This window comes from Sulfurospirillum oryzae, assembly GCF_025770725.1.
In the GTDB taxonomy this organism is placed as follows: Bacteria; Campylobacterota; Campylobacteria; order Campylobacterales; family Sulfurospirillaceae; genus Sulfurospirillum; species Sulfurospirillum oryzae.
Genome location: NZ_JANZKZ010000003.1, coordinates 189,321 through 201,461 on the forward strand (window position 1 = coordinate 189,321; position 12,141 = coordinate 201,461).

General features: G+C 40.9%; 12 protein-coding genes. 10 read left to right on the forward strand and 2 right to left on the reverse strand.

What is annotated here, in order from left to right:
• The first annotated feature begins 1 nt into the window (after position 1).
• From N0B29_RS09785 to N0B29_RS09805, 5 genes are all read left to right on the forward strand, one after another.
• Entirely contained in the window at positions 2 to 2,695 is a 2,694-nt protein-coding gene (locus tag N0B29_RS09785) for a DUF4118 domain-containing protein (protein ID WP_263833536.1), read from the forward strand.
• Positions 2,695 to 3,378 carry a response regulator gene (locus N0B29_RS09790; protein ID WP_263833537.1) on the forward strand — a complete coding sequence of 228 codons (684 nt, stop codon included), beginning with the start codon at positions 2,695 to 2,697 and terminating at the stop codon, positions 3,376 to 3,378. Before N0B29_RS09785 ends, N0B29_RS09790 begins: the two co-directional genes overlap by 1 nt.
• Positions 3,379 to 3,483: 105 nt before the next feature.
• The gene (locus N0B29_RS09795; protein ID WP_263833538.1) at positions 3,484 to 4,416 is read left to right on the forward strand and encodes an EF-hand domain-containing protein; all 933 of its coding nucleotides are present in this window, start codon (positions 3,484 to 3,486) and stop codon (positions 4,414 to 4,416) included.
• Positions 4,417 to 4,488: 72 nt separating this feature from the next.
• The gene (locus N0B29_RS09800) at positions 4,489 to 5,160 is read left to right on the forward strand and encodes a response regulator transcription factor (RefSeq protein WP_263833539.1); all 672 of its coding nucleotides are present in this window, start codon (positions 4,489 to 4,491) and stop codon (positions 5,158 to 5,160) included.
• Positions 5,153 to 6,460, forward strand: coding sequence for an ArsS family sensor histidine kinase (locus N0B29_RS09805; RefSeq protein WP_263833540.1), 1,308 nt, complete (start codon positions 5,153 to 5,155; stop codon positions 6,458 to 6,460). Before N0B29_RS09800 ends, N0B29_RS09805 begins: the two co-directional genes overlap by 8 nt.
• On the opposite strand, the gene N0B29_RS09810 is transcribed toward N0B29_RS09805, so the two are convergent.
• Positions 6,457 to 6,813: a response regulator gene (locus tag N0B29_RS09810; RefSeq protein ID WP_263833541.1), complete on the reverse strand. Its 357-nt coding sequence runs from the start codon at positions 6,811 to 6,813 to the stop codon at positions 6,457 to 6,459. The two genes, N0B29_RS09805 and N0B29_RS09810, sit on opposite strands and share 4 nt — an antisense overlap.
• Positions 6,814 to 6,899: 86 nt before the next feature.
• Between N0B29_RS09810 and N0B29_RS09815 the strand changes: the two genes are divergently transcribed.
• From N0B29_RS09815 to N0B29_RS09835, 5 genes are all read left to right on the forward strand, one after another.
• Entirely contained in the window at positions 6,900 to 7,877 is a 978-nt protein-coding gene (locus N0B29_RS09815) for a DNA adenine methylase (protein ID WP_263833542.1), read from the forward strand.
• Between the two features lie 47 nt (positions 7,878 to 7,924).
• Positions 7,925 to 8,143 (forward strand): hypothetical protein, encoded by a 219-nt coding sequence (locus N0B29_RS09820; protein ID WP_263833543.1) that lies wholly within the window; start codon positions 7,925 to 7,927, stop codon positions 8,141 to 8,143.
• Between the two features lie 185 nt (positions 8,144 to 8,328).
• Positions 8,329 to 9,417, forward strand: a complete 1,089-nt coding sequence (locus N0B29_RS09825; RefSeq protein ID WP_263833544.1) for a transglutaminase family protein — start codon at positions 8,329 to 8,331, stop codon at positions 9,415 to 9,417.
• Positions 9,418 to 9,420: 3 nt separating this feature from the next.
• Positions 9,421 to 9,759: a mercuric transporter MerT family protein gene (locus N0B29_RS09830; RefSeq protein ID WP_263833545.1), complete on the forward strand. Its 339-nt coding sequence runs from the start codon at positions 9,421 to 9,423 to the stop codon at positions 9,757 to 9,759.
• 156 nt (positions 9,760 to 9,915) lie between these two features.
• Entirely contained in the window at positions 9,916 to 10,191 is a 276-nt protein-coding gene (locus tag N0B29_RS09835; protein WP_263833546.1) for a heavy-metal-associated domain-containing protein, read from the forward strand.
• A gap of 41 nt (positions 10,192 to 10,232) precedes the next feature.
• Here N0B29_RS09835 and N0B29_RS09840 read toward each other — a convergent pair whose 3' ends face one another.
• Positions 10,233 to 12,005 (reverse strand): DEAD/DEAH box helicase, encoded by a 1,773-nt coding sequence (locus tag N0B29_RS09840; protein WP_263833547.1) that lies wholly within the window; start codon positions 12,003 to 12,005, stop codon positions 10,233 to 10,235.
• Positions 12,006 to 12,141: the final 136 nt, after the last annotated feature.

Consider the following 12,141-nt stretch of genomic DNA (forward strand, 5'->3'; position numbering starts at 1 on the left):
CATGAATGAAGATGTCTTAGAAACGAGTGATCCCGTTCTTCAAGAGATCAAAAACAGACGCGAAACGGGTGAGCTAACGCTCTTTTTTGGAGCTTTAGCAGGTGTGGGCAAAACCTACACCATGCTTCGTAATGCCAAAGAGCTGCTTCAAAGTGGAAAGCGCGTACTCATCGGTTATGTTGAGATGCATGGCAGGGCTGAAACAGAACGTTTAACCCAAGGCATTCCTTTCATTGCTCCTAAAAAGATCGTGTACCGTGGAAGCACACTGTATGAACTTGATATTGATGCCATTTTGGAAGCCAAGCCCGACGTGGTGCTCATTGATGAGTTAGCCCACAGTAATGCTCCCACTTCAAGGCATCAAAAACGTTACCAAGATGTTTTAGAAATTTTAGACAATGGCATTGATGTTTACAGCACGATGAATGTCCAACACCTTGAGAGCCTTAACGATTTGGTATTGCAAATTACGGGTGTGAAGGTCACTGAAACCGTTCCCGATAGCATTTTGGAACGCGTCGATAAAATCCAAATCATCGACATCCCTCCTGAAAAATTGGTCGAGCGACTCAAAGAGGGGAAAATCTACAAACTGCAAAGCGTTGAAAAAGCACTGATGAACTTTTTCAAGCTTGGCAACATCAATGCGCTTCGAGAAATTGCGCTCAAACAAGCCGCAGGACGCGTGAGCAAAGACGTTTATGACTTGTATAAAGAGAATAAACTGGAGCGTTGGGAAGCGGTTGAAAAGGTCATGGTGTGCATTGATGGCAGTGAATTTTCTGCCAATTTGATTCGCTATGCCAAACGGCTCTCTTCGCAGATGAATGCGGAGTGGATCGCGCTTTATGTCGATGACTTCTCAACCAATAACCGCGAAAAATTGGCTAAAAATATCCGTTTAGCTGAAGAGTTAGGCGCTGAGGTCAATACGGTTTCGGGGCAAGATGTCGGCGAAGAGATTTTAAAACATGCCAGAGCGCGATTTGTAACGCACATCGTTGTGGCAAAACGTAAAAAGAACTTTATAGGCAAGTTTTGGCGCATGGATATTGCCGATGAGCTTTTAAATGCAGGCGATGAATTTTGCATTATTTCGTATATCAACAAAACGCATGAGCAAAAATTAGAAGAGTATGCCCTTGATGAACACAAAAAAGAGGAAGCCTCTTTATGGCACTATCTTTTTGGACTCGGTTTGTTGGGCATCATTACGTTTGGTTGTATTGTTTTTAGGAGCTATTTAGAACTTCTCAATGTTGCGCTGCTGATTCTGATTCCTGTGTTAATCGTTGCTTCCAGAGGCGATATGAAAACCTCTATGGTGATTACTTTTGTTGGCGTTGGGCTTTTTAATTATTTCTTTGTACCTCCTATTTATACCTTTGTCGTAAGCGATATTTCGCATCTGTGGAGTTTTTTCATCTTTTTCATTGTGGCGTATCTGATCTCATCGCAAGCGAAAAAGCTGAAGCTTATTGGCGAAGTGATACGCGAACGTGAGAAGAGGGTGAGGCGACTGTATAAACTAAGCCGTCGGGTGACTGCTGTTTCTGAGATGAAACAAGTGATTAAGATAGCGATGCCTTTAATTGCTGAATCACTTGGCAAAGAGACGTTCTTTTTCTTACGAAAGCATGTGGATGAGATGCCAAAACTCTATGCGCATTATGATCCTAAAAGTCCGCTTTCCAGTAAAAAATACGATGCGATGTTTGAAAAATTAGAGGCTATTTTTATCTCTTCGAGTGAAAAAGCAGTCCTTGATTGGTGTTTGGACAATGGCAAAATAGCAGGGGCTGGCACGGACACCTTTTTGGCTTCGGATATGCTCTACATTCCGATTAAAAGCCGCGAGGTCGTTTATGGAGCACTTGGGCTTAAAATCAAACAAGATGAGATGACCACAGAGCTTAAGATGTTTTTAGACTCCGTAACGAGTGTCATGGCGGTCTCTTTTGAGCGTATCTCTCTTTCAGAAAAAAACAGTAAAAATGCGATTACTCTAGCACGTGAAGAGCTTAAAAATGCGCTGTATGGCTCGATTTCGCATGATTTACGAACACCCCTTGCTTCCATTTTAGGCATGGTTTCCATGCTTAAGACAGATGAAGCATGGTTGGATGATAAAAAACGCGTCATCATTTCGCAAGTCATTTTTAGCGCAAAAAAGATGGAGCGCTTGATGAACAATTTACTCGATTCTGCACGCTTTGAAAGCCATCAAGTGGTTCTTAAAAAAGATTGGTGCGATGTAGCAGACATCTTCTCGCAAGCAGCGAGGGAGTTTGAAGATATTTTAAAAGAACGCAATTTTAGCATCAAGATTGAAGAAGAATCGGGTATTTTTAAAGCCGATTGTGTTTTGATAGAACGTGTGGTTGTCAATCTTTTGGAAAATGCGATTAAATACTCGCAACACGGAAGTGCCATTACCTTAGGGTTCCAAAAAGAGGGTTCATGGTGGAAAATTTTTGTTTTGAATGAAGACAGTCACATTAGTGATGAAGATCTTAAAATGGTGTTTGAAAAGTTTTTCAGAATCAAAGGTATTAGCGATGACATCAATGGCAGTGGCTTAGGGCTTTTTATCTGCAAAAAAATTGTTGAAGCGCACGAGGGAACCATTTGGGCAAGAAATGTGGAAAACAGTGTCATTTTTGAGTTTAACATTCCCATCGAGGAGGAATAATGTCCCAACCTAAATATAAAATTTTGATTGTAGAGGATGATAAGCAGATTCAAAAGCTTTTAGAAGTGAGTCTTGAAGAGCACGCTTTTTTACTCAAAGTGTGTGGTACTCAAAAAGAGGGCATGTCTTATATGATTCAGTTTAATCCTGATCTGATTTTGTTAGATTTAGGGCTTCCCGATGGTGATGGAAAGCTGTTTGTAGAAAAAATTCGTGAGTTTAGCAACATCCCCATTATTATTGTCTCGGCACGAAATAGCGAACAAGAGATCGTAGATTCACTCAATCTTGGAGCGGATGACTATGTGGTAAAACCTTTTTTTACGGGAGAACTGGTTGCGCGCATTAACTCTGCACTCAGGCATGTTGCCAAAAAGGAAAGCAACCCATTATTGAAAGTTGAAGGCTTAGAACTTGATCTTGAAAAACGTGAATTTAGGTTAGAGGACATGCCTTTGCATCTCACTCCACTCGAATTTAGCCTTTTAAAATTTTTCATGCAAAACAGTGGTAAGGCTCTGACACATGCGCAAATTTTAAAAAATGTCTGGGGTGTTGGTTATCAAAACGATACAAAAATCCTGCGTGTGTTTGTGAATCAACTGCGTAAAAAAATTGAAATCGACCCCAATCGACCTAAATTACTCATCACCATTTCAGGTGTGGGGTATCGGTTTGGATGAATTAATGTTTTACATGTAAAGCTTTTTACAGTGTTACCCACCGTTTACCGCTTTGGCGCTAGGATTGTCATTGGGAAATCCCCAAGCCAAACAAAGGAGGAGAAAATGAATATAACTTCAAATTCTCTTTACGGAACGTCTATGGGCGCGACGTATGGCAGCAGTACCAGCAGTACCAGCTCGTTAAGTTCACAATTCGCAGAAGCGTTGCTTACTTCTTTGGATAGTGATTCGAGTGGTGCAGTGGACAGTACTGAGTTTAGCAGTGCTGCTTTAGAGCTAGCAAAGGGTGATACAAGCACGGTTAGTAACGCTTTCAACTCCCTTGATAGTAATAAAGACGGCAGTATTAGTGTAGATGAGTTAACATCTATGCTTTCGGCACAATCTACTATGGCGTCTGGAAGTATGCCCCCACCTCCACCGCCATCTTCATCATCAAATGGTAAAGAAGACAATGGCAAAACCCAAGATGAGCTTACCGCTATGGCGAGTGAAGTTTCATCAACCGATAGCAATTTGGCTTCATTACTTTCTTCTGTTGCACAGAATTTCTCTGCGGCAGATGCCAATGGTGATGGTAAAGTGACTTCTGCTGAAGCAATGGCGTATCAACAATCTACGCAAGATTCAACTAGTGGAACGGATGCAAACAATGTTGCAGCGTCTGGAAGTATGCCCCCACCTCCACCGCCGCCATCCTCATCCTCTTCTACGCAAGAAGATACAGGCTATACGAAAGATGAGCTTACCGCTATGGCGAGTTCGACTTCATCGACCGATAGCAAACTTGCTTCGCTTTTTGATACATTGGCTCAAAACTTTGATGCCGCCGATACCAATGGCGATGGTAAAGTGACTTCTACGGAAGCGAAAGCTTATCAAGACTCAACCAAAGCAGAGAGTATGGGTGTTGCGAGTAATGCAACAACAGGGACTGACGAAAATACGCTGATGAAAGCGCTTTTAGCACAAATCATCTCGAATTACGCTACCCAAAATACGCTTTCAAGCAGTTCTGTTAGCTTTAGCGCCTAAGCCAAAACCACGCTCTAAGCAAGGCGTGGTTTTGTTACTTTCCATTTACTTTATCTTCGTTATAATCGACTTATGATTAAAATTTTAATGATCGAAGATGATGTCGAACTCGCACAATTGCTTCAAGACTCTCTTGCCAAAGAAGAAATTGAAACAACACTTGCTTTTACCCCATTAGAGGGATTAACAGCACTCCAAAATGAAAGCTTTGATGCGTTAGTTCTTGACCTCTCTTTACCTCAAATTGATGGTTTAGAAATTTGCCGTATCGTTCATGCTTCTATTCCAACACTTCCTATTATCATCTCTTCTGCAAGATCTGACATGAGCGATAAAGTCATGGGTTTTGAAAGAGGTGCGGATGATTTTCTTCCCAAACCTTATGATCCAAGAGAACTTGCTTTTAGGTTACGTGCAATTTTAAGACGTGGAATTTCTGGTGTGGATTCTCAACCGCAGGTATTTAGCATTGATGAAGAGCGGCATTTGATCAAACGAGGCAATAGCGAAGTTAAGCTTACCATGGCAGAGTATGACATTGTCTCTTACATGCTTAAAAAAGAGGGCTTCGTGATTTCAAGAGAAGAACTTTTGATGAACATTGGCTCTATCAAATACGAAAGCAGCCTTAAAAGCATCGATGTGATTATGGGTAGAATTCGTCAAAAGATTGGAGATGATCCTAGAAAACCACGTTTTATTCTCTCCGTACGTGGGGTTGGTTATAAATTTGTCAATGCGTAAAACCTCTATCGTTACCCTGATTTCTATCTTCTTTGCATTAACACTGGTGGTGATTAACATTGCTTTTGTGATAGAGTACAAAAGACAAATTAGTGACCAAGAGTTTTTTACATTTCGTCGTTTTTTATTGGCAATGAAAATGTTGCATGATAATGTAACTGATCGTGAAGCTATCCTTACAAAGCTTGGTGTACGCATCAGCAACAAAAATAAAAATGTGCTTCTCGAACAAGGAGAGAAGCTTTTAGAAGACCCTTTTGCTGATATGATCTTGTATGAGCATAAACTTTATTTTGTGCCTAAAAAGCCTCCACATCCACCTTTACCAGATGATCGAATGAAGCCACCACCTGAGTTTGGACTATTTGATGGAGGATTTGCTCCACCATCGCCTAAAATGAGAAGAGAAGAGCCCCCTTTGTTGGAAAACGTAGAAGAGATTTCATTTTACAGACTGTGTGTTTTAGGAGGCGTTACCAATGCTCTTTTAGTGCTTTTTTTTGGAATAGTACTGCGTAAGCTATTACGCCTTAGCAATCTGAAAAGTGCTATTCGTGCTTTTGGCAATACGAAAAAATTTCAAGCTATTGGCGTGGACTCCCAAGATGAATTAGGTGAAATTGCCTCAGAGTTTAATCTTGCAATGGAGAAAATTCACTTGCTCAAAGAGGCGCGCACACTTTTTTTACGCAATATTTTGCATGAATTAAAAACGCCCATCATGAAGGGGAAAATTCTTTCAAACTCTTTAGCAGACGTCAAACATCAAGCACAAATGGAACGCATTTTTGAGCGCTTAGAGACATTGCTTGGAGAGATGGTGAAGGTTGAAAAACTGAGCTCAAATGAATGGGTTTTGGAAGCTAAGGAGTATCGTTTAGTTGATGTGTTAGACCATGCGATTGATTTGTTATTGAGTGATACCAAACGTATTCACATTTTGCCACAAGAGATGGCACCATTGGTAAGCGTTGATTTTGAGCTTTTTGCCACCGCGATCAAAAATATACTTGATAATGCACTCAAACATTCGAGTGAAGAAGTAGAAGTTGATATTGGTATTGAGAGCATGAGTATTTGCAGTTTTGGTGAAAAAATACCCGATGAGCGACTTGATTTTTCGCGTGCATTTAACCGTGCTGTTGAGGGCTCTAGTAGTGGTCTGGGGCTTGGGCTTTACATCGCTAATGCCATTATTGCAAAGCATGGGTTTGAGCTTAGTTATTTACATGTAGAAGGGCAAAATCACTTTACAATTCATTTTATAGAGAAAGAGGTGGAGAAAAATTCTCCACGTTAGATGATATCTTTGAGTTTTTCTTTGAGAACAAATGCGGTGAAAGGTTTGACAATGTAATTGTTAACACCCTCTTTAATCGCAGTGATCACTTCGCGTTTACCGCCTTCTGTTGTCACCATAATGATAGGAATGTGTTTATACTCTTCCATTGCTCTAAGGCTACGGACGAGTTCCAACCCATTCATTTTAGGCATATTCCAGTCTGTCATGATCGCATCAAATTTTTGCTCTTTGATCTTTTTGAGCGCGTCTAGTCCATCTTCAGCTTCTGTTGAATTGTAACCGATACTGCCTAAAGTGTTGCACAAAATTCTGCGCATTGTTGAGCTATCATCAACCACTAAAAAATGCATGTTCCATCCTTTTAAAAATTCTCATTTATCTCTAAGCAAAAAGTGTTCTACTTTTGCTATGATATGGAAAATTTAGAGGGAATAGTATGAATTATATCGGCTCTAAAGCACAACTACTTCCTTTTCTACGCGCCAATATAGAGGCTTTTGCGGGCGGCGATCTTTCTTCAAAAGTTTTTTGTGATCTTTTTGCAGGAAGCGGTTGTGTTGGAAAATCGTTTGCAACTGATGTACGATCTCTTATTAGCAATGATCAAGAATATTACAGCTATGTCCTCAATCGTGCAATGCTCCAAACAGGTATTTTAGAAGGTGTCGATGAAATAATCGCTTCTTTAAATGCACTTCCTCCAACACAAGGGATAATTTATAAAAACTACTGTGAAGGTAGCGGTAGCGGACGTAACTATTTTTCGGATAGGAATGGTCAGAAAATAGATGCCATGCGTCAAGGCATTGAAGCCTATAAGGAAAACGAAGAGCTCTATTTTTTTCTTTTAGCCTCGCTACTACTCAGTGCCGATAAAGTCGCCAACACCGCTTCTGTTTACAGCGCTTTTTTAAAGCATCTTAAACCTTTGGCGCAAGAGGAACTTTGTTTTCAAGCACTTGATTATCAACCAATGTCTAAACTTCATCAAGTCTTTTGCGAAGATGCGAATACGCTCATTTCAAAGCTAGAAGGTGATATTCTCTATCTCGACCCTCCCTACAATCGTCGTCAATACGGAGCAAACTACCATCTTTTAAATACGATTGCACGCTATGATAGTTTCGTGCCTAAGGGTAAAACAGGAGTGCGAAGTTATGAGAGTTCACCTTATTGTAAAACAACCACCGCTTTACAGGCATTAGAAAAGCTGATTTACGAAGCAAAGTTTTCATACATTTTCATAAGTTACAACGATGAAGGGATTATTTCATCTTCAATGATTGCACAAATGATGCAGAAATATGGAAAATATGAGAGCATCAAAATGCCTCATCACCGCTTCAAAGCTTACCAAAATAAACTTCATAAACATTATATTTACGAATACCTTCATTTTTTGGAAAAGTTTTAGAATTTACATAGTACAATACGGTTTTTATTTCTAAGAAAGGAGAAAACATGTTTAAACGTTTAACATTAGTCATGGCAATGGTTGCATTTTTATCATCATCGGTATTTGCTCAAAGCTATCTTTCATCAGAAGATGCAGCACCAACAAAACATAAAACTGCAAAAACACAAACAGCCAAAAAAACTACAAAAGTAGCTAAAAAAAGTACTTCTAAACAACACACAGCTGCAAAGAAGAGCAAGAAAAAATCGTCTAAAGTTGCATAAAACTTAAGAGTGTTCTGATAGTCCAAAATTATCAGAACACTTAGGTTTATTTTTAAGCTAATCCACTGTAAAATCCCTCTAATGCACGACGTCTAAGGCTTAGACAAACATAATCGTAAAACCATACTTCATGACTTCTTTTATGTTTTCACCTCTTCGTGCCATTTTACATGTAAGGATTTTTTATGCAAAGAAGAGTGTTTATGAAAGGGTGTATTGCCCTTGGTGCAAGCAGTGTCATTTTACCTCAGGTTTCGATTTTAGAAGCGAGTGAGCCAAAGGGTAAAACACGTATTTTTTTCGTCAAAAACAGTTACAACCTCAAACACGAAAATAAAAATGGCTTGACCAAACTTTGGGTTCCGCTTCCACAAGAGACAAGTTATCAAAAAGTGAGCGATTTTAAATTTAGCTCAAACGCAACCAATGCGTATGTGACCGACAAAAACAGCTACAAAGCCAGAACGCTTTATGCGGAGTGGAAAAATGGCGGTGAAAAACTTCTCGAAGTGACCTACACGATTACCACGTATGAGCGCAATGCCGATCTTAGCAAAGCAACCGCTTCAACCAAATACCCTAAAGATGTTGCGCACTACCTCAAACCAACCGCACACATCCCCACCAGTGGAAAAGTCAAAGAGTTAGCGCTTAAAATCACAGAAAATAGTAAAACACCTCTCGATAAAGCCAAAGCAATTTACGCGTGGGTCACTGAAAACATGTACCGTGACAACGCCGTTGTAGGTTGTGGTGTCGGTGATGCAGGTAAGGCGATAGAGCAGAACATTATGGGTGGAAAATGCACCGATATTAGCTCTGTTTTTGTGGCACTTCTTAGAAGTGTGGGCGTTCCTGCGCGTGAGATTTTTGGTATTCGTTTGGGAAGTTCTCGCTACTCCAAAGCATGCGGAAGCAGTGATGAAAAAGGGTTGGCAAAAATCACGGGAGGCGAGCATTGTAGAGCTGAGTTTTACCTTGATGGCGCAGGTTGGGTTCCGTGCGATCCTGCCGATGTGGCTAAGGTCATCTTGACCGAGAAAATGACGCTGAACGATCCACTTGTGAAAGAGGTGCGTGAGTATTTCTTCGGCAACTGGGAGATGAACTGGATGGGCTATAACACAGCGCGTGATTTTGTGTTAACTCCAACGCCAGCGCAAAAACCACTCAATATGTTTGGTTATCCGTACGCCGAAGTCGAAGATGAAGTGCTAGACTATTATGCACCTGCGGCGTTTGCGTATAGCTTTATCTCACAAGAGAAACTCTAGTCGATGAAAAAAGAGATTCTAGGCGTTTTAACAGCGCTCCTCTCAGCGTTTGCGGCAACCGCATGCTGTCTGCCACCACTGCTGTTTTTACTCTTTGGAATCTCTTTTGGATTTTTAAGTTTTTTAGAAGTCCTCACCCCTTTTCGCATACCGCTCTCACTTTTTTCACTCTTTATTTTGTGGCTTTCATGGCGTTCTTACGCGCATCATACCTTTACATGTAATCCTCAAAAGAAAAAGCGTTATGTGTGGTTTTATTCGATTGTTTTAGGGTTGATTATAGCGATATTGCTCTATCCTGAATGGGCAAATTTTTTTATAGACTTCTTTTATAACCCTTGAAAAGAAAAAGAGTTTGTTTAGAGTGCGTTAATTTTTGAAACTCAAAATTGAGTCATAGCTGAAGCTATGGCGATGTTTTTAGTTTCAAAAGGTGTGTGCTATGAGCGATACTCTTTTTTCAATGGGTTATAAAAAAAGTCTAAAAGGAAACGATGAATGAAAAAATGGTTGATACTGCTTTTACCTTTGATGCTCTTTGCCAAAGAAGAAGTGGTCATTAAAGTGGCTGAAATGCACTGCCCTATGTGTACAACGGCGGTCAAAAAAGCACTCAAAAGCGTTGAGGGTGTTGAGAATACGAAAGTAACCTTAGAGACAAAATTAGCCGTCGTTACTGCCAAAGATGGCATCGACGATAAGACGTTTTTAGAAGCGGTGAAAACGACGGGGTATGAGGGTGTGATTGTAACACGACATCATCTTAAAGACTAAAGCTCGCCTCTTATGAGGCAGAGCTTTAGAAGTTTGGTTGATTAGTCTTTTTTGTAAGCGTTTCTAGGAGCGGCTTTTGGCGCGCGACCTGCATCACTGCGTGGTGCGCTTGGTCTATCGCCTCTTGGAGCGCGTGGTGGTCTGCTATCGCCGCCATCACGGTTGCCTTTGTATCCGCCTTCACGTGGAGCTGAACTGCTTCCCTCTTTTGCAAAAGGGCTACGCTCGCCTCTGTCACTTCGTGGCACACCATCCCCTCTTGGAGGACGTGCATCTCTGCTTCCGCTATCGCTACGTGGGTTTGAACCTTTGTATCCGCCGCCATCGCGTGAGCCGCTGCTTGAGTTTCCTCTGTATCCGCCACCTTCACGTGAACCACCAGAGTTTCCTCTATAACCGCCGCCACTGCTTCTGCCATCACGTGAGCCACCTCTGTAACCGCCGCCGCTTCTGCCACGACCGCCATCACGCTCTTCGATGTTTTTAACAACATTTTCCAATGTTTTTTTATCTAAACCGATTTTATCAGGACCGACTGGTGTGTTTTCTTTGAGAAGATTTGAGAGAAGTTTAAGTGCAATTTGCGACATATCCATCTCTTCTTCCAAAATAGCGAGAAGTTTTGACGCATTTTCATTAAGCTCTGCATTTTTAATATCATCTGCAATTTTAATCAGTTTGTTCTCTTTAACGTCTCGTAAACTTGGAACAATTCTGTGCTCAATTTTAGAACCAACTTTTTTACCGATTCTTTGCATAGAGTGAAATTCGATAGGTGTTACAAGGGTAATCGCAGTTCCTTTTTTACCCGCACGTCCCGTTCTACCAATACGGTGAACATAACTCTCAGGATCAAATGGCATGTGGTAGTTGAAAACGTGGCTGATGTCAGCAACGTTTAGACCGCGTGCCGCAACGTCTGTTGCAACAAGGATTTCGATTTGTGAACTACGGAACGCTTTAATAACGCTCTCACGTTGGTTTTGCTCCATATCGCCATGCAACCCTTTTGCTGCGTAACCGACTGCCATAAGTTGAGTAGAAAGTCTGTCAACCTCTTTTTTAGTACGGCAGAAAACAATTGATTTTTCAGGCTCTAAAGCGTCCAAAAGACGAATCATCGCATCATCTCTCTCGTATTCGTTGATGACATAGTAAAGTTGTTCAATGTCTTCATTGGTTGTATGATCTTTTGGCGTAATGCTTACGAATTTTGGCTCATGTAAGATTTTACTTGCAAGGCGTTTGATAGGATCTGGCATTGTTGCTGAGAAAAGTAGCGTTTGACGCTCTTTTGGAAGGTAGGTAAAGATCTCTTCGATGTCTTCTAAGAAGCCCATATCAAGCATCTCATCGGCTTCGTCCAAAACGACCATTTTAGGTGAAAAGCCTGGAAGTCTGCCATTTTTAAGAAGGTCTAACATACGACCCGGAGTTGCTACGATAACGCTCGCACCTTTTTCGATAAGACCAATTTGACGTGAATATGAACTACCACCATAAATCGTTACGGTTTTAATGCCACAAAAACGACCAAGTGAGTAAAGCTCATCGCTTACTTGTGTAGCGAGTTCACGTGTTGGGGTGATAACTAAAAGTTGTACTTTGTTAAGATGTGCATCGATCATGCTCATGGTTGGAAGACCAAAAGCGGCTGTTTTACCTGTACCTGTTTGTGCTTGTGCAACGATGTCGTTACCTGCTAATACTAAAGGGATTGCCTCAGCTTGTACGGGACTTGGTTCTGTAAAGCCTGCCTCTGTGACGGCTTTGAGAATATCTTGGTGAAGACCAAAGGATTCAAATGTTTGCATGTTTTATTCCATTATTATAAATTTTTTCAAAACAAAACTAACGTGCGTTTAGCACAAACTCATGTACATAAAAATTTTAATGGGGAACAAACCCGTCAATATCGTATGCAAAAACCTACATACTCACTGAGGATTT

Coding starts and splice junctions, on each gene's coding strand:
- N0B29_RS09790 (WP_263833537.1), top strand. CDS start 2,695: ATGTCCCAACCTAAATATAAAATTTTGATTGTAGAGGATGATAAGCAG.
- N0B29_RS09820 (WP_263833543.1), top strand. CDS start 7,925: ATGTTTAAACGTTTAACATTAGTCATGGCAATGGTTGCATTTTTATCA.
- N0B29_RS09815 (WP_263833542.1), top strand. CDS start 6,900: ATGAATTATATCGGCTCTAAAGCACAACTACTTCCTTTTCTACGCGCC.
- N0B29_RS09825 (WP_263833544.1), top strand. CDS start 8,329: ATGCAAAGAAGAGTGTTTATGAAAGGGTGTATTGCCCTTGGTGCAAGC.
- N0B29_RS09785 (WP_263833536.1), top strand. CDS start 2: ATGAATGAAGATGTCTTAGAAACGAGTGATCCCGTTCTTCAAGAGATC.
- N0B29_RS09810 (WP_263833541.1), bottom strand. CDS start 6,813: ATGCATTTTTTAGTGGTTGATGATAGCTCAACAATGCGCAGAATTTTG.
- N0B29_RS09830 (WP_263833545.1), top strand. CDS start 9,421: ATGAAAAAAGAGATTCTAGGCGTTTTAACAGCGCTCCTCTCAGCGTTT.
- N0B29_RS09805 (WP_263833540.1), top strand. CDS start 5,153: ATGCGTAAAACCTCTATCGTTACCCTGATTTCTATCTTCTTTGCATTA.
- N0B29_RS09800 (WP_263833539.1), top strand. CDS start 4,489: ATGATTAAAATTTTAATGATCGAAGATGATGTCGAACTCGCACAATTG.
- N0B29_RS09840 (WP_263833547.1), bottom strand. CDS start 12,005: ATGCAAACATTTGAATCCTTTGGTCTTCACCAAGATATTCTCAAAGCC.
- N0B29_RS09795 (WP_263833538.1), top strand. CDS start 3,484: ATGAATATAACTTCAAATTCTCTTTACGGAACGTCTATGGGCGCGACG.
- N0B29_RS09835 (WP_263833546.1), top strand. CDS start 9,916: ATGAAAAAATGGTTGATACTGCTTTTACCTTTGATGCTCTTTGCCAAA.